Below are 19,334 nucleotides of genomic sequence, written 5' to 3' on the forward strand. Positions count from 1 at the left end.
CCTCGGTGCGGCCTCATCGCCCATCGCGGATGACCGGTCCGTACCACTCGCTCATCGTGCCGCGCCCGACGCATGTTGTCGCCGCCCGGACACACGGCCGCACGGCCGCCCGGCCGTGCGGTGGGTGGACCGCTCGTCCAGCCGACTTTCCGTATGACGCGGTTGCTTTGCCTGGGTCTCCGGCAAGAAGGGAACGGAACGCTGACGATGCTCGAACTGCTCTCGGCCCTGTGCGTCGGCGTGGCAGCGTGGCTGTGCGTGCCACCGACGACGCAGGCGGATCGCCTGGCCCGCTTGCGCCCTCCGGCCAGCCGGGCCAAGCCGGCGCCCCGCACCACGGTGACAAGTCCCTTCCTTGGCGTTCGTGCCACCCATTTGCCACCTGGAGCCTCGGACACGAGGCTGTCGCGGGCCGCCGTGATCGCGAGTTCGCCACGCGGCGGCCTCGTTACGAAGTCCCCGCCCGGAGAGTTCGCTTCGCCCGGTGCACGCGTCACGAGGATCCGGGCCGAGGTCTCGCCTGTCAGGCATTCGCGCGGTAGGGATGAAGTTCCGGACCGAGACCGGATGCTCCTGGACCGTCCGGTCTCGGGCGAAGACGGGCCGCCCACGCCTGGCTGGCTACAGTCCGCCGGCACGTCGCCGAGGCGGCTCGACCGCCGCACGATAGTCGCGTCGACCGCCGCAGGGCTCGTAGTCGGCCTGCTGGTCGGTGGAGCGGCCGGGATCGTGGTCGCCCTGCTCGTCGTTCCCGCAGCCGGAATGATCCTGCACAGGAGGGCTGATCCCGTCGATCAGCACATCCGGAGACGGATCGCCGCCGACCTGCCGTTCGCGGCCGACCTGATGGCCGCCTGCCTCCTCGCAGGTCAGCCGGTCAGTGCCGCCATCGAGATCGCCGCAGCCGCCGTCGATAACCCCCTTGGAGAACGCCTCTCCTGGGTGAGCAGCCAGCTCCGTCTGGGCGCTGACCCCGAGCCGACCTGGGCCTACCTCGCCCGGGATCCCGCAACAGGCAGCCTGGCCAGAGCCATGAGCCGTGCGGCCCAAAGCGGGGCGCCCGTGGCAGACGTCCTCACCCGCCTTGCCGATGACGCCCGCGAGGCCGCCAACGCCGCCTCGGTCGCCGCCGCCCGAAGTGTCGGAGTCAAGGCGGTGGCGCCTCTCGGGCTGTGCTTCCTACCGGCCTTCGTACTGCTCGGAATCATCCCCGTCATAGCCGGCCTCGCCGCCACCATCGTCCTCCCATAAACTCACCACCCCTCCTGTGCGGCGGTCTCCCATGCGGCCCATCTGGCCTGGCCGGTTTCCCGTGTGTGACCGGTCTTCCGCATACACGTCCTCACGTGTGGAGGCCCTTCCATCGAGTCCTGCGCACGGACGCTCTGGCGATCCCGGAATGGCAACCGTGGGGGCCTCAACGCACCTGCTTGTCGACGCTCTGTCCACAGCCTGCGTTCCGGCGGTCCGCGTTATCCACAGAACGTGGCTCGGGCCACCCGGCGCCAGGCCGGTTCAGGGACGCTGAGCCGGCAAGGCCGGACAAGATCTCGGCAACCAAACACCTGGAGGCATGATGCGAGTTTTCGCAACCACCCCGGATGAGCCAGGCACGACCCAGGAAGCGCCGCGGACCTCCACGTCAGCAGCCCGGACCATCCGCTGGCGACGTTGGTGGCCCTCCAGGCTGACCGCTGCCACGGCGGCGTACCGGGAGCGGGGCATGTCAACAGCCGAATATGCGGTGGGCACCATCGCGGCCTGTGCTTTCGCAGCCCTGCTCTTCAAGGTGGTCAGCAGCCCGGAGGTGCAGGAGATGCTCTCATCGCTGATCGACCGCGCGCTGAAGACAGGCGGATGACGCCACGTCGGTCGTCGCCTTCCTCGGGTAGGGAGACGCCTCCTACGGGCCGAGAGCCATCCGCCGCGGACAGTGAGTCGCTTCTCGCGGCTGATGAAGTCCAGTCCAGGGGGTGGAAGAGGGTCTTTCGCGGGTGGTGGTCTGGGGTCCGCTGGTGGACGGCGTGTTTCCGCTGGAGGTGAGTCGTCGCGTGGGGGTTGAGGCCCAGTCCCGGCCTGGAAGACGGCCTTACGCGGATGGTCGTCTGGCGTCCACTGGAGAACGGTCGGCTTCCGCCGGGGATGAGTCGACTCTCGTGGAAGTCGAAGCCGTGTCCGGGGAGGGAAAGTCGCCTCCCACGAGACATCTGCCGACTCCCACGCGGGTGAAGGCGTCATTCGTGCACGGAAAACGGTCGGCGTCCCGGGGCTCGGTGACGGCTGAGACAGCGGCGATGCTGCCTGCGCTCATGATCGTCCTGGCAGCGGCGCTATGGGCGGTCCAAGCCGTGGGGGTGCAGCTTGAATGCGTTGACGCGGCCCGCGCGGCGGCGCGGGCCGCCGCCAGAGGCGAGTCGCTGGATCAGGTTCGTGATCTCGTCCGCTCGGCAACCCGGCCGAGCGCACAGGTGGATGTGAGCCGTGACAGGGAGCGCACAACGGTGAAGGTCTCGGTGGAGGTACGGCCCGCTTGGGGAGCGTCCCTTCCATCTGTCCGAGTGTCGGCCTCCGCGGTGGCCGACACCGAAACCTGATCGCCAGCGATACCGGCACTGGTCGCGCCAATCCGCGTGAAGATCGCGGTTTGGGCACTGGTGCATGGCGTCTTCTTTGAAGATCCACCTCACCGCTTCGGAAGGCGCATCGGGCGCGTATCGCGCTGGATGCGCCTTCCGAAGCGGCATCGAGCGCATCGCGTTGGATGCACAGGTGGTGCGCAGGCGCGGCTCATTCGTTGCCAGCCGGGTGATGCGTGTCGTGGTGGTCCATTACGTCGTCATTCGAGCGATGCCACCTGGAAAGCGTGGAATCGCGCACCTTGTTTCGCTGGTAGCTGTCTCGTCAAGAAAGGTAGACAGATGTCCGTCGCGCGTGAAGATCGCGGTTCCGCGACGTTGTGGGGGGTCGCGTTCATGGGGCTCGTGATGGCGGTCGCCATGGCCGTGGCCACGGCGGGTTCCGCGCGAGTCGCTCGCCATCGCGTGAACGACGCCGCCGACCTGAGTGCGCTGGCGGCGGCCAGGCGGGTGATCGTCGATCCTGAGGGAGCTTGCGGGAGGGCGGCGGCCGTGGCTGTGGACAACGGCGTTGAGCTGGCCGAATGCACGATCACCGACGAGGTCGTCGACGTCTGGACGTCGCTTGCGATCACGTTGCCGATCATGGGCACACGTGTTCTGACAGGCAGGGCGCGCGCCGGTCCTGGGCGGATCGATCCAGCCGTGCCTGGACGTGGAATCGGCCAAGGTGAAGGCGGCTGACTCGGTCAGCCCGTCCGAGCTGAGTCGTGTGGTGAAACGCCCAGTTCAGCCAAATCCGACGGCGCTGGAAGCGTGGCCCGGTCGCAGCGGATTGTGCTGTCGGCTCAGCGTCGGCGAACTGAGTCGGACTGCTCAATTCGCACTCCGGGCCGGCTGGATGGCCTTGATCGGCGTCGGGCGAAAATCGGTTCCGTCTGGGCGTAATGGTCGATATAGGCGGGTCAAAATGCTGTGGCTTATGGGGTGCGTGATGCTAGGTCGCAATCGAGTCACGAGTTCTTAGACGCGGTGTCCAAGAGTTGGATATCTCACATAAGGTTCCGCTTACCTCCGGTTCAATGTCCTGCTGCGACGGCTTTCTGGAAGCTTCAGAATCGAGTCGCCAGCGTGCCAATCCGGGGGGCGGTCGATGATCCTGGTCGGCCGGCGGACTGCACTTCCGGTCGCCGCCTGAGCACCCTTGGCGGTCAGGTGGCGCGAGGCTCTCGATGGAGGGAAGCGTCGTGACGGTGGTTGGCAGAGTTGTGGCCGCGGCCGTGGTCGTGGCGGGGGCCATCGGGTTCGGTGGCGCCGCCCAGGCGGCCGTGGTGACGAAGCAGGCCGGAGCCGCCGGGCAGATCACGTCGCCCGCCGACGGCCAGGTGGTGTCGAGCGGGTCCGTGCAGGTCTCCGCGCGCACCGGGGTGATGCAACTGAAGATGGCCCTGTATGTGGAGGGTCCGTCCACGAGTCGGCAGCAGGTCGCCCAAGGCGGTGCCAACCAGACGATCTCCGGCACTTTCGACGCGGGCAGCGCTCCCAACGGGACCTTCACTGTGATCCTCAAGGGGGAGATCAGCCAAAGTACCTATGCGACGAGCACGTTCAAGCTGAGGCGACCGGCCGCACCGCCGAGCAACGTGGACGCCGCCTTGCAGGGCACCGAGAAGATCCAGGTGACCTGGAACAAGGGCACGGAGCCGGATCTCCAGTCATACGAGGTGTCCACCAGCCAGTCCGGCGTGGTCGGCAGACTGCCAGTCGACAGCGCGTGCTCGGGTTCGTCGTGCAGGGCGGTGCTCGCCGTGCCGCCGAAGGCTGTCGGGCAGCGCGTGGGGTTCACGGTCAAGGCGTTCAGGAGTGACGGCGACGGCGGGTCGGTCGAATCGGGCAGATCGGGCGCCGCGTACGTGAAGGTCCCGGCTCCGAAGGCAGCTCAACCCGCGAAGACCGCGAAGCCCAGTAACAACGACGCCACGAAGGGCACCGAAGCGCTGCCGACGCTGCCCGGGAAGAAGCAGGCGAAGATCGTCACCACGCCGACCCGCAAGCAGACGACACCGAAGAACAACGACAAACTGCCCGCGATGCCGGACACCGATCGGCAGGGCAACCTCCCGATCCCCACTGCCGACACCGATCCTGGTAGGAGCGACAGCCTCACTCCTCAAGACACAAAGGCCGACACGGATTCCGAGCCGGTCGACACCAACGTGACGGCCCAAGCGTCGGAGTCACCGTTCGGAACCATGGGGCAGTACGGCCTCTTCGTCGCGGGCGGCATCGTCCTGCTGCTGCTCGCCGCGCACGTCGGAGCATGGGCTCGTCGCCGCGCCCTGGTCGCCGAGGGCGGCGCCGGATCCACGGTCGCCGCCACGCCGCCATCGGGTGGCGGGCCGGCCCAGATGAGCGCGGACAGCATCCCGCCCACCGCCACGACTCCCCGCCGCCCCGCCATCGTCCTGGCCGTCGCCAAGACCCGCCAGGCGACCGAAGAGCCTCGCCTGACGGAGTCCGAGCAGGCCGGTGCCGCTCAGGACTTCCCGGCGACGCAGGGTTCCGAGAATGCTGCGGGGGCCGTCCAGGGCTCCGAGCGCCACCGGCCGCCCGAGAAGCGCCGCACCGAGGTCCCGGTCGCTCTCCCGCTCCATCGGAGCGCCGACGACATGCGCGCCACCGCGCAAGAGGCCGCCCGCCAGGAACCGATTCGGCTCGCCCCGCCCAGCTCGGCGGTCACCGTGGTGCCCGAATCGTTAGCCTCCGCCACTCCGCCCGCCGTGCACATCGAGGATCGCTGGGACGACTACCTTCCCCCGTCGCCCCGGTCGATGGAGGACAGCGGGTTCTGGGAACGTCCCCAACCGGGGGCAGGCGACTTTTGGGCCGCTGACGAGGAAGAGAACGCCTACGCGGGCCGTCGCCACCGAGACGGCGACAGCTGAGCGAGTCGTCCGGCACCCGAAGGCAGCTACCGGGGGTTCGACAGAGCGGGTCAAGGGAGTAGGAGGGTGTCCAGGAGGCGGATGGCGCCGCGTTTGTCTAAGGGATCGTTGCCGTTGCCACACTTGGGCGACTGGATGCAGGAAGGGCAGCCACGGTCGCATTCGCAGGAGGCGATGGCCTCGCGGGTGGCCGTCAGCCAGTCGGCCGCGCGGGCGTAGCCGCGTTCGGCGAACCCGGCTCCTCCCTCGTGGCCGTCGTACACGAAGACCGTGAGCAGCCCCGTGTCGGCGTGGAGTTCGGTGGAGACGCCCCCGATGTCCCAGCGGTCGCAGGTGGCGAAGAGGGGAAGCAGGCCGATCGCGGCGTGTTCGGCGGCGTGGGCGGCTCCGCCCAGGTCGAAGCCCTCACCGGCCAGGGTGGCGACCGCCGGTGTGGGGAGGGTCCACCAGACCGCGCGGGTGCGGAGGGTTCGGGGAGGGAGGTCGAGTGGCTCGTCGCCGAGCGTCTCGCCTGATTGGACGCGGCGTTTGAGGTATGAGATGACCTGCCGGGTGACCTCGACCTCGCCGAAGTGCAGGCGGCCGGGGCCGAGCTCCTGGGAACGCAGAGAGGCCAGGATGGTGATTTCCGTTATATCGCGGGCGAACGTCGTGTAATCGGGTTCGGCGCTGCCCACCAGGGCGACGCCGGCCTCGAGGTCGAGTAGCTCTACCAGGAATGATTCGCCCTGGTGCAGGTAGACCGCGCCGGTGTGGACTGTGGTGTGCGCGGAAGGCTCGTCCACGCTGCCGAGCAGGCGGCCGGTGGAGGACTCGACGACCTGGATGGGCGAGCCGCCTCCGCCGCGGATGTCGGCGAGGTCGGTGGCGCGTTCGCGCCTGGTCCAGAACCAGCCGGCGGGCCGTTGCCGGAGCAGACTCTGGGAGACCAGTTCGTCGAGGACGTTCGGCGTGGTGGGGCCGAAGATCGGCAGGTCGTCCTCGGTCAGCGGGATCTCCGCGGCGGCGGCGCAGAGGTGTGGACCGAGGACGTACGGGTTGTCGGGGTCGAGCACGATCGCCTCGACGGGCTGGCCGAACAGGGCGTCCGGGTGGTGCACGAGATAGGTGTCGAGGGGGTCGTCCCTGGCGATCAGCACGGCCAGCGCGTCCTGGCCGTCCCGTCCCGCCCGCCCCGCCTGCTGCCAGAGGGAGGCCCGGGTGCCCGGCCAGCCGGCGATGAGCACGGCGTCGAGCCCGGAGACGTCCACGCCGAGTTCGAGGGCGTTCGTGGTGGCGAGCCCCATGAGGGACCCGGAGCGCAGTGCCTTCTCGAGCAGCCTGCGGTCTTCGGACAGGTACCCGGCCCGGTAGGCGGCGATCTTGTTCGGCAGGTCCGACCAGTCGGGCGCCTCCCATGCCAGAGGATCGGGCCCCGAAGCCCGATCCTCGACGGCCTCCACCGGCTGACTCGCACCACCGACCGCCTCCGAACCCCCTACAGACGCTCCACCGACCTGCGGGGTGTCCGAGATGGGATCGTCTGCGTGCGGGCCGCTCGCGATGGTTTCGGCCGGGTGTGAGGTGCCTGGGAGGGCTTTGCCGACGTGCGGGGTGTCCGAGATGGGGTCGCCTGCGGGCGGGGTGCCTGGAATGGCTGCGCCGGTGTGTGGGGCGTCCGAGACGGCTTCCGCCCCGCGTGAGGTGGTGTGCGGGGTGTCTGCAGGGACTTCGTCCGCGTGTGGGGCGTGTGGAAAGGGTTCGTCCGCGTGTGGGGCGCGTGAAAGGGGTTCGTCCGCGTGTGGGGTGCCGGAGAGGGAGAAGGCGACGTCGGCGAGTTTGGCGCGGGCGGAGAGGGCGACGGTTTCGGCGCCGCGGCGGGAGCGGACGAAGGCGAGTGTGCGGACGTCCGCCAGGACGAGGTCGGCCAGGAGATCGGCCGCCTCCGCTGTGGCGGCGCGCCGGACCGGAGCCCCTCTTTCGCCCCGTAGCTCCGTCAGCGGCGGCTCCCACAGCGCGACGGTTGTCGAACCCTTCGGTGAGGCGTCCACGGTCACCTCGGCCATCTCAAGCCCCGTCAGCCGCATCGCGAACGCTCCCGGCTCGCTGGCCGTCGCCGAGGCCAGCAGGAACACGGGCCGTGAGCCGTACCTGGCGCAGACCCGGCGCAGGCGGCGCAGGATCTGGGCCACATGCGAGCCGAACACCCCGCGGTAGCCGTGACACTCGTCGACCACCACCATGCGCAGCCGGCGGAAGAAGGATGACCACTGGGCGTGCCGGGGCAGGACGCCGCGATGCAGCATGTCCGGATTTGTCAGGACATAGTTGGCGTGCTGACGGACCCAGGACCGCTCCTCGAACGGCGTGTCCCCATCGAAGCACGCGGCCCGCACCTGGGTCATGCGCAGCTCACGCAGGCCGCGTAGCTGGTCGGCGGCCAGGGCCTTGGTCGGCGTGAGGTAGAGGACGGTGCCGCCGTCGAGACAGGAGGCGACCGCCGGAGTGAGGTACGCCAAGGACTTCCCCGAGGCCGTGCCTGTGGAAATGATCACGTTTCGGCCACGGTGGGCCAGGTCGGCGGCCTCGTACTGGTGTGGCCACAATCCCGTGACGCCTTGGTTCGCCAAGCGCGTAACCAGGAGTTCGGGGGTCCATTTCGGCCATCTCGCTTGACCCGCCTGACGTGCTGGAACATGCTCCACATGGGTGACACGCTCGTGACGTGCGGGGATACCGAGCAGGTGCTGGAGGAGTGGACCTGGCCGGTGTGGGGAGGAAGCGGAGGAAGTCACTGTTTCCAGTTTGCATCCGTGGGCAAAGTCGCCGGGAATCGTGATTTCGTATAGACACAAGCGAGACGCATGGTTGAATGCCGCGCGTCGGGGTCGGACAGTCTGGAGCCTCTCCAGACTGCCAGGCCCACAAGGGTACTTTTCGCAGGCGAGGCGCTGGAGGATCTGTGGATCTGAAGTTGGATCACCGCACCGAAGACCGACTCACCATTGTGGAGGTCGAAGGTGAGATCGATGTCTACACGGCGCCGAGATTGCGTGAGCTCCTCATCGACCTGGTGAACAAGGGTAACTTCCACCTTCTCGTGAACATGGAGAAGGTCGACTTCCTCGACTCGACCGGGCTTGGCGTCCTGGTCGGAGGGCTCAAGCGGGTTCGGGCGCACGACGGCTCACTGGAGCTGGTCTGCACGCAGGAGCGCATTCTGAAGATCTTCCGGATCACCGGTCTGACCAAGGTCTTCGGGATCTACGCTTCGGTCGACGAGGCCAAGGAAGCTCACGGCAAAGACAAGTAGTGATGGCTACCGTCGAGCTGACGTTCAGCGCGCTTCCCGCGCATGTCCGCACCGCCCGGTTGGTGGCGACGGCGATCGCCCGCCGCACCGGCGTGGAGGAGTCGCTGCTGGACGAGGTCAGGCTCGCCGTGGGTGAGGCCTGCTCCCGGGCGGTGGAGGCGCATCGTGCTCACTGCCCGGGCGAGCCCATCCGCATCGAGCTGCGCGACGACTCGGGGCGGTTCGAGGTGACCGTGAGCGATCAGGCCCCGAGCGATGAGCTGCAGCACGAACAGACCTACGAACTGGGCATGCTCTCCGACCCGTTCATGTCCGGCTTCGGCATCGCGGTGATCGCGGGCCTGGCCGACGACGTCGAGGTTTTTCCCAGTCCGAAAGGCATGCGCATCCGCATGAGCTGGCCCGCCGCGCACAACGGTCACCCTCCGATCTAGCGGCCCGTCCACCACGGGTCACCGCCGTTGTGAGAAAACCTGTCAAGGACCCCAGGCAGTCGTCTGGGGCTCTTGTCATGCCTGACATGCCCCCGCCGTCGAGCCTTACGGGGGCGTCGACCGGCTCCCACGCCGCCGCCGACGGAGCCGACACGCGGTCGCGGGCGGAATCGACATGCGGGCGCGGGCGGAGGCCGTTCGGTCACCGGCGTGTCCGGTGTAGCGCTCGCGGAACGCGCCCCCGGCACTGTGGCAGGCGCCCCGCCGCTACCCGCGCCCAGGTTTAGGGCGTGTCGTAAGGGCAGCAAGTCATGGCCGTAAACCACCGGAAATATGCCTTGCCAGATCCCAAACCGGGCCGCTGTCAGCGGATTACTGGACTCGCGCATAATTGGCCGCCCGCAGAGCCTTCATATCGGCGCAGACGCTGCGTAGACTCCCGGCACCGGCCAAGGTGATCCGGCGAAACTGCGGACTCAACCGGAAGCGGCACCCACAACCCGGATGGTGCCGCACCGCCCGCCGATATTCGCAGCACCGCCCGGGCAGGACGACCGGTCTTGCCGAGGAGAACGATGTCTAGGCACATGCTGGCCGCGGAGCCAGCGTCCAATCTGGCCCTCAGCGGTAACAATCTCACCATCGTGATCGTGGTCGCCGCGGTCGCACTGATCGCCCTAGCCGTCGCCGGCGGCCTGGTGCGCGAAGTGCTGTCCGCGGACCAGGGCACCGAACGCATGCAGAACATAGCCCGTGCCGTGCAGGAAGGCGCCGCCGCGTACCTGACACGGCAGTTCCGCACACTGGCGATCTTCGTCGTCGTGATCCCGTTCCTGCTGCTCCTGCTACCGGGCGAAACCGACGTACGCATCGGCCGCTCGATCTTCTTCGTGGTCGGGGCGGCCTTCTCCGCGCTGACCGGTTTCATGGGCATGTGGCTGGCCGTACGCGGAAACGTCCGCGTAGCCGCCGCGGCCCGCGAATCTGGCGAGAAGCGCGCCATGCGCATCGCCTTCCGCACCGGAGGCGTCGCCGGCATGTTCACCGTGGGCCTCGGCCTGCTCGGTGCCGCGGTCGTCGTCTTCGTCTACCAGGGCAACGCGCCGGGCGTGCTCGAGGGCTTCGGCTTCGGCGCGGCCCTGCTCGCGATGTTCATGCGAGTCGGCGGCGGCATCTTCACCAAGGCCGCCGACGTCGGCGCCGACCTGGTCGGCAAGGTCGAGCAGGGCATCCCGGAGGACGACCCGCGCAACGCCGCGACCATCGCCGACAACGTGGGCGACAACGTCGGCGACTGCGCCGGCATGGCGGCCGACCTGTTCGAGTCCTACGCGGTCATGCTGGTCGCCAGCCTCATCCTGGGCAAGGTGGCCTTCGGCGAGCAGGGACTGATCTTCCCGCTCATCGTGCCCATGATCGGTGTGGTCACCGCGATCATCGGCATCTTCATCACGGGGATGCGCGACCGCGACCGCAGCGGCATGGCGGCCATCAACAGGAGCTTCTTCCTCTCGGCCGGCATCTCGGCCGTCCTGGTCGCGGCGGCGGCGTTCTGGTACCTGCCGAGCAGCTTCAGCGGCCTGACCGGCTCGGCCGTCCAGTCCGACTCCGACCCGCGGCTCATCGCCATCGGCGCGGTGCTCATCGGCCTGGTCCTGGCCAGCGCCATCCAGCTGCTGACCGGCTACTTCACCGAGACCACCAGGCGTCCCGTCCGCGAGATCGGCGAGAGCTCGCGCACCGGCCCGGCGACCGTCATCCTGGCCGGCATCAGCGTCGGCCTCGAGTCGGCGGTCTACTCGGCGCTGATCATCGCGGGCGCGGTCTACGGCGCGTTCCTGCTCGGCTTCGGCAACGTGACGGTCGCGCTGTTCGCGGTGGCCCTGGCCGGCACCGGCCTGCTCACCACGGTCGGCGTCATCGTGTCGATGGACACCTTCGGTCCCGTCTCCGACAACGCGCAGGGCATCGCGGAGATGTCCGGCGACGTCGAGGGCGACGGCGCCCGCGTGCTGACCAGCCTCGACGCCGTCGGCAACACCACGAAGGCCATCACCAAGGGCATCGCCATCGCCACGGCCGTGCTCGCGGCGACCGCGCTGTTCGGCGCGTTCCGGACGGCGGTGGAGGGCGAGCTCGCCGTGGCGAGCCAGGCGGCCAAGGACGCGCTCGGCTCGTTCGCCAGCTTCAGTCTCAGCATCGACCAGCCCAACGTGCTGGTCGGCCTGATCATCGGCGCGGCGGTCGTGTTCCTCTTCTCCGGGCTGGCGATCAGCGCGGTCGGACGGGCCGCGATGCGGGTGGTCTTCGAGGTACGCGACCAGTTCCGCAAGAACCCCGGCATCATGGACGGCACGGTCAAGCCCGAATACGGCCGCGTCGTCGACATCTGCACCCGCGACTCGCTGCGCGAGCTGGCCACGCCCGGCCTGCTGGCGGTCATGACCCCGATCGCGGTGGGCTTCGCCCTGGGGTACGCCCCGCTGGGCGCGTTCCTGGCCGGGGCGATCGCCTGCGGCACGCTGATGGCGGTGTTCCTGTCCAACTCCGGTGGCGCCTGGGACAACGCCAAGAAGCTGGTCGAGGACGGTCACCACGGCGGCAAGGGCTCCGAGGCCCACGCCGCGACCGTCATCGGCGACACGGTCGGCGACCCCTTCAAGGACACCGCCGGCCCGGCCATCAACCCGCTGATCAAGGTGATGAACCTGGTCGCCCTCCTGGTGGCGCCCGCGGTGGTGCTCTACGCGGGCAACCCGGCACTCCGCATCGGCATCACGGTGCTGGCGGTGGGCGTGGTCGTCGGGGCCATCATCGTCTCCAAGCGCCGCTCGGTCACGACCGAGCCGTCCAACGACCAGGACCGCGAGCACGCGCCTGTCCCGTCGTAGTCCCGCCTCACACCGGACGCCCGCTCCTCCCGTACGGGAAGGGCGGGCGTTCGCGTCGCCACGGCCCATTGGCGGATCCGGCACCGGTCGGTGGGAAACTGTGCGGATGGAAGACAAGCGGACCAACGGCGGAAAGACGCTGGCCATCATCCTGCTGGCGATGCTGGTCATCCTGGCCGTCCTCGTCGGCCTGGCCATGTGGGCGTCGAGAGGAGTGTGACGCGGTGCGCACACTGATCGTGCTCCGGCATGCCAAGGCCGCCCACGTGGCGGGCCTGGCCGACCGGGGTCGGCCGCTGACCGGCCGGGGCGAGCGTGACGCCGAGCGGGCGGGGGAGCAGATCCGGGCGATGGGGCTGGCGCCCGAGCTGGTGCTGTGCTCGCCTGCCCTGCGCACCCGGCGCACCGCCGAGCTGGCCTTCCCGGGTCTCGAGCCGAGCTTCGAGCGGGAGATCTACGGGGCCTACCCCGACGAGCTGCTGGAGCTGCTCAGGCGGACCGACACCAACGTCGAGACCGTGGTGCTGTGCGGCCACAACCCGGGCGCGCACGAGCTGGCCGTCGGGCTGGCCGGAGGCGACTACGTGTTCCGGCCGGGCGCGTTCGCCGTGATCCGCGCCAAGTCGGCGTGGACCGAGCTGGGGCCGGGCGAGGGAGACCTGGTCATGCGGTGGGATCCGAAGGAGGACTGACCGGGGTCACCGGCTGAGCACGCCGTCCTCGGCGTCGGCGGCCTCCACCTCGTCACGGGAGATGCCGAGCAGGTAGAGGATCGAGTCGAGGTAGGGCGTGTTGACGGCGGTGTCGGCGGCCTGGCGGACGACCGGCTTGGCGTTGAAGGCGATGCCGAGCCCGGCGGCGGCGATCATGTCGAGGTCGTTGGCCCCGTCGCCAATGGCCACGGTCTGGCTGATGGGCAGCCGCGCCTCGCGGGCGAACCGTTCGAGCGCACGGGCCTTGCCCGGCCGGTCGACGATGTCGCCGACGACCTTGCCGGTGAGTCTGCCGTCGACGACCTCGAGCACGTTGGCCGCGGAGTAGTCGATGCCCAGGTCCTCGACCAGGGCGTCGGTGATCTGGGTGAAGCCGCCGCTGACGATGGCGAAGCGGTAGTCGAGCCGCTTGAGGGTGCGGACGAGTGTGCGGGCGCCGGGTGTGAGCACGACCTCCTGGCGGACCCGCTCGAACACCTCGGCCGGCAGCCCTTCGAGCAGCTTGACCCGGCGCCGCAGCGACTCGGCGAAGTCGAGCTCGCCCCGCATGGCCTCGCCGGTGACCCGTACGACCTCCTCCAGGCAGCCGGCGTGGGCGGCGAGCAGCTCGATGACCTCGCCCTGGATCAAGGTCGAGTCGACGTCCATGACGATGAGCCGTTTGGCCCGCCGGGACAGGCCGGTGCGCTGCACGGCCACGTCCACCTGCTGGGCGGCGGCCTCGGCGGCCAGTTCGACGCGGAGGGCGGCGGGGTCGGCGCCCGAGACGGACAGCTCGATGCAGGTGACGGGCCACTGGGCGAGCCGCTCGATGCGGTCGATGTTGGCCCCGGCGGCGGCGATGCGCCCGGCGATGCCGGCGATGGCGGCGGGCTGCAGCGTCGCGCCGAGCACGCTGACGGACAGGCGGCCGCGGCGGCGCTGCTCCTTGGTCTGCGAGCCGGTGGCCAGCTCGACCTCCATGCCGAGGTCCTCGGCCACCCTCTCGACGGCGGTCCACATGGCGCCGAGGGTGCTGCCCGTGCCGGTGGAGGGGCCGCCCGCGTAGGCGACGAGCACGCCGAGCGTGAGCCTGCCCCGGATGACGACCTGCTCGATGTCGGCCACGGTCACCGGGAAGCCGGACAGCACGGAGAAGAGCCGTGAGGTGACGCCGGGTCGGTCGGGGCCCGTGAAGGTGATCAGGAGGGTGCGCTGGTCCACATCAGGTCACGGTACTGCGCCCGCGCGGATGCTCGGGTCGCAGGGTGGCGACTAGGTATCGAGCAGGACGTGCGCGTCGCCGAACTCGTGCCACAGATATCCCTCGCGCAGCGCCTCCTCGTAGGCGCGGCCAAGGGGGCCGGCGCCGGCGATCGCGGTCAGCATCATCAGGTGACTGGACCGCGGCTCGTGCAGGCCGGTGATGAGCCCGGTCACGGTCCTGACGCCGGTCTCGGGGGTGACGACGTGTGTGGTCCATCCGGCGGAGGCGGTGACCCGGCCGTCCTCGCCGGTGGCCGTCTCCAGGGCGCGGACCACGGTGGTGCCGGCCGCCACGACCCGGCCGCCGTTCCTCCTGGTCAGCTCGACCAGCCGGGCGGTCGCGGCGGGCACCGCGTACCTCTCGGCGTAGGGAGGCTCGTCCTTCTCCGGTGAGGCGACGCCGGTGTGCAGGGTGATCGGCGCGATCTGGATGCCACGCGCGACCAGCGCCGTGACCAGGCCGGTGCTGAACGGCCGGCCCGCGCTCGGCATCTCGGCGCTGCCCGGAACGGTGGCGAACACGGTCTGGTAGGCGTCGATCGGCCAGTCACGTTCGACGTAGGAGTAGCGGATCGGCACCCCGTGGGCGTCGAGGTAGGCGGGCACGTCCCGGTCGAGGGCGGCCCGCCACAGCCGTGGCGTCTCGCGGCCGATCAGCCGCAGGGTGGCCTGTCCCGGCATGGGCAGCCATTCGCCCGGCTCGCCCCCGCCGTACGGCTCGGTGGCCTGGGAGGTGCGGCGGCGCAGCTCGACCAGCCAGGTGCCGTCCTCCCGCGCGGTGGAGAAGTGCACCGCGAGCCTGTCGAGCCGGACGGCGGCGGGCAGCGTCGCGGAGTTGTTGACCACGACCAGGTCTCCGGGATCGAGCAGGCCGGGCAGGTCGGTGAAGCGGTGGTGCTCCGGCGTCCGCCGGCCCCGGGAGACCAGCAGGCGGACGGCGTCGCGGGCCAGGCCTCTGGCCTCGGGCGGCTCGTGGGCGGAGAGCGCGGGCGGCAGGGCGAAGTCGAGCGCCGCGCTCATTGCAGGCTCACCCGGCCGCTCGCGGGGCGGGAGCCGACCAGGTCGCGCAGGGCCGCGGCGACCTTGGCGGGGTCGGTGGCGCCGGCCGCCTCCTCGGCTCCGACGGCGTCGGCCAGCATGCGGGTGTTCATCTCACCGGGGTCGACCCACCAGACGGCCAGGTCGGGCTCCTCGACGGCCAGCACGTTCGACAACTGCTCCAGAGCGGCCTTGCCGGCGCCGTAGCCGCCCCAGCCCGCGTAGGCGCCGGTGGCGGCGTCGGAGGTGATGTTCACGATGGCGCCGCGCCTGGCGCGCAGGGCGGGCAGCGTGGCCTGGATCAGGGCGAGGGGCGCGGTCACGTTGGTCTCCAGTGCCAGCTTGAACGCTTCCAGCGGGTAGCCGGCCAGGGGCGGCAGCGGTGTCACGCCGAGGTCGCTCGCGTTGTTGACCAGCAGGTCCAGCTCCGGCACGGCCAGGGAGAGGCGCTCGACGTGCGCGGGATCGGTCACGTCGCCCGGCAGGGCCGTGGCGCCCAGCTCGGCCGCCGCCTGTCGCAGGTCGGTCGCGCCGCGGGCGGTGAGCACGAGATTCCATCCCGCGCTGGCCAGTGATCTCGCGAGAGCGAGGCCGAGACCGCGGGAGGCGCCGGTGATGAGTGCGGTGTTCGTCATGCTCTGACGGTAGGAACGGGGCGCCGGCCGGACATCGGGCTGAAGGCTCGTCCGGGCCTGGGTACTTCGTCCTAGGACCATAGAGTGGGCTCGTGAGGTCCGACAGAGACGAGATCCTGCAGGCCGTGAGCGCGGCCGTGCTCGCGGTCACCCGGCACCTGTCGGTGCGCGAGGTGTTGCAGGTCATCGTCCGTTCGGCGCAGCGGCTGCTCGACGCCCGCTACGCCGCGCTCGGCGTGCCCGACGAGGACGGGTCGTTCGCCGAGTTCGTCGCCGAGGGGCTCACCGACAAGCAGTGGGACGCGATCGGTCCGCTGCCCCGGCAGCATGGCATGCTCGGCGCGATGCTCCGCGACGCGGCCCCGGTGCGGCTGCCCGACCTGCGCGAGGACCACAGGTTCGAGTGGTGGCCGAAGGCACACCCGGTGATGAAGGACTTCCTCGGTGTGCCGATCCTCGACGGCGACGAGGTGCTCGGCATCATCTTCCTGGCCAACAAGCGCGCCGAGGGCGGCTTCACGCGGGAGGACCAGGACCTGCTCACGCTCTTCGCGGCGCACGCCGCGATCGCGCTGACCAACGCCATGCTGTACGAACGAGGGCGCGAGCTGGCCATGCTGGAGGAGCGCAACCGGATGGCCCGCGAGTTGCACGACGCCGTCACCCAGAAGCTGTTCTCGCTGCGGCTGACCGCGCAGGCCGCCGCGACGATGCTGGAGAGCGACCCCGGCAGGGCGGCGGCCGAGCTGCAGAGGGTTCAGCGGCTGGCGGGCGAGGCGCTGTCGGAGCTGCGGGCGGTGATCGTGGAGCTGCGCCCGGCCGAGCTCGACCGCCACGGCCTGGCCGAGACGCTGCGCAAGCACGTGCGCCTGCTCGACCGGCTGCATCCCACCCGGGTCACGTTCGGCTGCGACACCCTGCCGCCGCTCGATTCCGCGGTGGAGGTGGCCGTGCTGAGGTTCGCGCAGGAGGCGCTGCACAACGCGCTGAGGCATGCCGGCGCCGCCGAGGTGTCCGTGCGGCTCGTCTCCGAGGGCGGCAAGCTCGTGCTGTCGGTCGCCGACGACGGCAGGGGCTTCGAGCAGGCCGAGTCGCGTGGCCTCGGCCTGATCTCGATGGGCGACCGGGCCGAGTCCGTGGGGGGCGTCATGACCGTGGAGACGGCGTCCGGCCGGGGGACGACGGTCCGCATGGAGGTGGGCGTGTGATCCGGGTGCTGATCGCCGACGATCACCCAGTGGTACGCCAGGGCCTGCGCACCTTCCTCGACCTGCAGGACGACATCTCGGTCGTGGGTGAGGCGGCCGACGGGGCGCGGGCCGTCGAGCTGGTCGGGGAGCTGGCCCCCGACGTGCTGCTGCTCGATCTGAGGATGCCGGTGCTCGACGGCATCGGCACGCTGGAGCGGCTGGTCGGGTCGCCCACCCGGGTGGTGGTGCTCACTTCGGTGAGCGATCCGGCCGACGTGGCTCCGGCGATGCGGGCGGGTGCGGCCGGGTTCCTCTACAAGGACGTCGACCCGGCCGCGCTGGTGCAGGCCGTGCGCGCGGTGCACGGCGGGCAGGTGCTGCTGGCGGCGGAGGCGGCCGAGGCGGTGCTGGCCGGCGACGGCGCGGCCGGGGTGCCCGGGCCGGTGCCGCTGACCGAGCGCGAGCGGGAGGTGCTCGCGCTGATCGCCGGGGGCCGCTCCAACCGCGAGATCGCGAGGAGCCTGGCCGTCGCCGAGAAGACGGTCAAGACCCACGTCTCCAACGTGCTGATGAAGCTGGGTGTCCAGGACCGCACCCAGGCCGCTCTCTACGCGGTGCGGCACGGGCTGGCCTGACCCGTCACGGGTTGCGGACCGGTTCGAAGATGGCGTGGTGCGCGGCCACGATGGCTCGTCGTATGGAGTGGTCGAGGTCGCGCAGGGCGGTGCCGCGGGCGGCGATCTGCCCCGAGGTGAGCCCTCTCTCGTCGGCCAGCCGCAGCACCGCGGCCAGCCGGGTGGCCAGCGCGCAGATCCGGTGGGCCCGCGCGGGGTAGCCGGGCGCGAGCGCGCCGTCGGCGTGGGCGAGCCGGTCGGGACGGACCTGCGCGGGGCCGTCGACCGAGCTGAGGGCCTCGGTGGCCGCCCGCATCGCGACCGACAGTTGCTGCTCGGCCTCGGCCACCGACGGCAGGTCGGGCCGGACGGGCCCCGAGTCGTGCACCGTGAGGCGCACCCCCACGTAGGAGGAGCCGCGCAGGTCGGGGGAGGGCACCAGGCCGAGGCGCCGGTCGGGGAATACGGCGATCGCCGCCTGTCCGGCGTCGACGGCGGCCGAGTTGAACGCCGGCGGCCCGGAGAGCCCGAGCGGGTCGCCGGGCGCGGGCAGCGCCAGCCGGAACTCGTGGAGACCGTCGGCGCGCAGGCCGGCGAGGTAGGCGCGGAGCGGCATCTCGTCCACGACGGTGGGGCCACAGGTGTTTTCGACGCGGTCGGCGGCCTCGTCGAGCCCGGCGTGGCCGGACAACCAGGCGTTGCCCCAGGCGACCAGGATGGCTGAGATAGGTGATTCAGGGCGCACTGATCCACGATATGCGCTCGCCCTGCAATAGGTTTGTCCACGAGCGTTCTCCACGCGAGCGTTCCGCATAGGGAGGGATCCGGGGATGGGTGGTCAGGTGCTGCGGCTCCAGGACGTCGCCGTCAGGCGTGACGGAGCGGCCCTGCTGCGCGGCATCGACTGGACGGTCAACGAGGACGAGCGGTGGGTCGTGATCGGGCCCAACGGCGCGGGCAAGACCACCTTGTTGCAGGTCGCGGCCACGCTGCTGTATCCGAGCGAAGGCGTCGTCGAGGTGCTCGGCGAGCGGCTGGGGCAGGCGGACGTCTTCGAGCTGCGGCCGCGCATCGGGCTGGCGAGCTCCTCGCTGGCCGACCGCATCCCGGCGGAGGAGAAGGTCATCGACCTGGTGCTGACGGCCTCCTACGGGATCATGGGCCGCTGGACCGAGGAATACGACTCCAACGACGTCACCAGGGCCGTCGAACTGATCGACATGCTGGGGGCGGCCCATCTGATCCGCCGCCGGTTCGGCACGTTGTCCGAAGGCGAGCGCAAGCGGGTGCAGATCGCCCGCGCGCTGATGCCCGACCCCGAGATGCTGCTGCTCGACGAGCCCGCCGCGGGGCTCGACCTGGGGGGCCGCGAAGATTTGGTGCGCCGCCTGTCGGCGCTCGCCGGCGACTTCCGCTCGCCCACGCTGGTGCTGGTCACGCACCACGTGGAGGAGGTGCCGAGCGGCTTCACCCACGGGCTGCTGCTGCGCAACGGCTCGGTCGTGGCGCAGGGGCCGCTCGATCACGTGATGACGGCCGAAAACCTGTCGCACACCTTCGGGGTGCCGCTGACGCTCGACCGGAGCGGTGAGGGCCGCTGGTACGCCCGCGCCTACTAGTGCCGCATCAGGCCACGTTCGCCCTGTTGATGATCCTGCGTAGGCGGGGGTTGTGAGTGTTGCGGTTGCGCCAGGCGATGTAGCGGCGGATCATGCTGCCCTGCTCGCGGTGGCTGGCATGGTCTGTGCCGTTGAGGGTGAA

The 19,334-nt window shown here is 70.3% G+C and carries 17 protein-coding genes; 12 read left to right on the forward strand and 5 right to left on the reverse strand.

Annotated elements, in window-relative coordinates; genetic code table 11:
• The first annotated feature begins 729 nt into the window (after positions 1–729).
• The 5 genes from AB0C16_RS28325 to AB0C16_RS28345 all read left to right on the forward strand — a co-directional run bounded on the left by AB0C16_RS28325 (position 730) and on the right by AB0C16_RS28345 (position 5,521).
• Positions 730–1,251 (forward strand): type II secretion system F family protein, encoded by a 522-nt coding sequence (locus AB0C16_RS28325; RefSeq protein ID WP_357687015.1) that lies wholly within the window; start codon positions 730–732, stop codon positions 1,249–1,251.
• 325 nt (positions 1,252–1,576) lie between these two features.
• The gene (locus AB0C16_RS28330) at positions 1,577–1,861 is read left to right on the forward strand and encodes a DUF4244 domain-containing protein (RefSeq protein WP_357687048.1); all 285 of its coding nucleotides are present in this window, start codon (positions 1,577–1,579) and stop codon (positions 1,859–1,861) included.
• A gap of 412 nt (positions 1,862–2,273) precedes the next feature.
• The gene (locus tag AB0C16_RS28335) at positions 2,274–2,594 is read left to right on the forward strand and encodes a TadE family type IV pilus minor pilin (protein WP_357687050.1); all 321 of its coding nucleotides are present in this window, start codon (positions 2,274–2,276) and stop codon (positions 2,592–2,594) included.
• Between the two features lie 324 nt (positions 2,595–2,918).
• Positions 2,919–3,320, forward strand: a complete 402-nt coding sequence (locus tag AB0C16_RS28340) for an Rv3654c family TadE-like protein (protein ID WP_357687017.1) — start codon at positions 2,919–2,921, stop codon at positions 3,318–3,320.
• A gap of 509 nt (positions 3,321–3,829) precedes the next feature.
• The gene (locus tag AB0C16_RS28345; protein ID WP_357687019.1) at positions 3,830–5,521 is read left to right on the forward strand and encodes a hypothetical protein; all 1,692 of its coding nucleotides are present in this window, start codon (positions 3,830–3,832) and stop codon (positions 5,519–5,521) included.
• A 50-nt stretch (positions 5,522–5,571) separates the two neighbouring features.
• On the opposite strand, the gene AB0C16_RS28350 is transcribed toward AB0C16_RS28345, so the two are convergent.
• On the reverse strand, positions 5,572–8,055 hold the full coding sequence (locus AB0C16_RS28350; protein WP_357687021.1) for a DEAD/DEAH box helicase: 2,484 nt from the start codon (positions 8,053–8,055) through the stop codon (positions 5,572–5,574).
• A 407-nt stretch (positions 8,056–8,462) separates the two neighbouring features.
• Between AB0C16_RS28350 and AB0C16_RS28355 the strand changes: the two genes are divergently transcribed.
• The 4 genes from AB0C16_RS28355 (at position 8,463) to AB0C16_RS28370 (ending at position 12,830) form a co-directional block, all read left to right on the forward strand.
• Positions 8,463–8,813 (forward strand): STAS domain-containing protein, encoded by a 351-nt coding sequence (locus AB0C16_RS28355; protein ID WP_043629845.1) that lies wholly within the window; start codon positions 8,463–8,465, stop codon positions 8,811–8,813.
• 2 nt (positions 8,814–8,815) lie between these two features.
• Entirely contained in the window at positions 8,816–9,247 is a 432-nt protein-coding gene (locus AB0C16_RS28360; protein ID WP_357687023.1) for an ATP-binding protein, read from the forward strand.
• A 575-nt stretch (positions 9,248–9,822) separates the two neighbouring features.
• Positions 9,823–12,138: a sodium-translocating pyrophosphatase gene (locus AB0C16_RS28365; protein ID WP_357687025.1), complete on the forward strand. Its 2,316-nt coding sequence runs from the start codon at positions 9,823–9,825 to the stop codon at positions 12,136–12,138.
• Positions 12,139–12,362: 224 nt separating this feature from the next.
• Positions 12,363–12,830, forward strand: coding sequence for a histidine phosphatase family protein (locus AB0C16_RS28370; RefSeq protein WP_357687027.1), 468 nt, complete (start codon positions 12,363–12,365; stop codon positions 12,828–12,830).
• A gap of 6 nt (positions 12,831–12,836) precedes the next feature.
• On the opposite strand, the gene serB is transcribed toward AB0C16_RS28370, so the two are convergent.
• Genes serB through AB0C16_RS28385 form a run of 3 tightly spaced genes read right to left on the reverse strand, consistent with a single transcriptional unit; the run spans position 12,837 to position 15,769 of the window.
• The gene (gene serB, locus AB0C16_RS28375) at positions 12,837–14,054 is read right to left on the reverse strand and encodes a phosphoserine phosphatase SerB (RefSeq protein ID WP_357687029.1); all 1,218 of its coding nucleotides are present in this window, start codon (positions 14,052–14,054) and stop codon (positions 12,837–12,839) included.
• A gap of 51 nt (positions 14,055–14,105) precedes the next feature.
• Positions 14,106–15,116, reverse strand: a complete 1,011-nt coding sequence (locus AB0C16_RS28380) for an S-adenosylmethionine:tRNA ribosyltransferase-isomerase (RefSeq protein ID WP_357687030.1) — start codon at positions 15,114–15,116, stop codon at positions 14,106–14,108.
• Positions 15,113–15,769 carry an SDR family oxidoreductase gene (locus AB0C16_RS28385; RefSeq protein ID WP_357687032.1) on the reverse strand — a complete coding sequence of 219 codons (657 nt, stop codon included), beginning with the start codon at positions 15,767–15,769 and terminating at the stop codon, positions 15,113–15,115. Before AB0C16_RS28385 ends, AB0C16_RS28380 begins: the two co-directional genes overlap by 4 nt.
• Before the next feature lie 92 nt (positions 15,770–15,861).
• Here AB0C16_RS28385 and AB0C16_RS28390 point away from each other — a divergent pair, with 92 nt between their 5' ends.
• A complete protein-coding gene (locus tag AB0C16_RS28390) occupies positions 15,862–16,977 on the forward strand; it encodes a GAF domain-containing sensor histidine kinase (protein WP_357687034.1) in 1,116 nt (371 codons plus the stop codon).
• Complete coding sequence (locus tag AB0C16_RS28395) at positions 16,974–17,594, forward strand: response regulator transcription factor (RefSeq protein ID WP_357687035.1); 621 nt, start codon at positions 16,974–16,976, stop codon at positions 17,592–17,594. The genes AB0C16_RS28390 and AB0C16_RS28395 overlap by 4 nt, the downstream gene beginning before the upstream one ends.
• A gap of 4 nt (positions 17,595–17,598) precedes the next feature.
• Here the strand turns inward: AB0C16_RS28395 and AB0C16_RS28400 are convergent, their stop codons facing one another.
• Complete coding sequence (locus AB0C16_RS28400) at positions 17,599–18,318, reverse strand: hypothetical protein (protein WP_357687037.1); 720 nt, start codon at positions 18,316–18,318, stop codon at positions 17,599–17,601.
• Positions 18,319–18,403: 85 nt separating this feature from the next.
• On the opposite strand from AB0C16_RS28400, the gene AB0C16_RS28405 reads away from it, so the two are divergent.
• A complete protein-coding gene (locus tag AB0C16_RS28405) occupies positions 18,404–19,192 on the forward strand; it encodes an ABC transporter ATP-binding protein (protein ID WP_357687039.1) in 789 nt (262 codons plus the stop codon).
• Positions 19,193–19,334: the final 142 nt, after the last annotated feature.

Origin of the sequence: Nonomuraea sp. NPDC048916 (assembly GCF_040649575.1) — a bacterium.
Taxonomy (GTDB): domain Bacteria; phylum Actinomycetota; class Actinomycetes; order Streptosporangiales; family Streptosporangiaceae; genus Nonomuraea.

What these genes read in the sequence shown, in the direction of transcription:
- AB0C16_RS28330 (WP_357687048.1), top strand. Translation starts at nt 1,577, where the DNA reads ATGCGAGTTTTCGCAACCACCCCGGATGAGCCAGGCACGACCCAGGAA.
- AB0C16_RS28365 (WP_357687025.1), top strand. Translation starts at nt 9,823, where the DNA reads ATGTCTAGGCACATGCTGGCCGCGGAGCCAGCGTCCAATCTGGCCCTC.
- AB0C16_RS28385 (WP_357687032.1), bottom strand. Translation starts at nt 15,769, where the DNA reads ATGACGAACACCGCACTCATCACCGGCGCCTCCCGCGGTCTCGGCCTC.
- AB0C16_RS28340 (WP_357687017.1), top strand. Translation starts at nt 2,919, where the DNA reads ATGTCCGTCGCGCGTGAAGATCGCGGTTCCGCGACGTTGTGGGGGGTC.
- AB0C16_RS28405 (WP_357687039.1), top strand. Translation starts at nt 18,404, where the DNA reads ATGGGTGGTCAGGTGCTGCGGCTCCAGGACGTCGCCGTCAGGCGTGAC.
- AB0C16_RS28380 (WP_357687030.1), bottom strand. Translation starts at nt 15,116, where the DNA reads ATGAGCGCGGCGCTCGACTTCGCCCTGCCGCCCGCGCTCTCCGCCCAC.
- AB0C16_RS28360 (WP_357687023.1), top strand. Translation starts at nt 8,816, where the DNA reads ATGGCTACCGTCGAGCTGACGTTCAGCGCGCTTCCCGCGCATGTCCGC.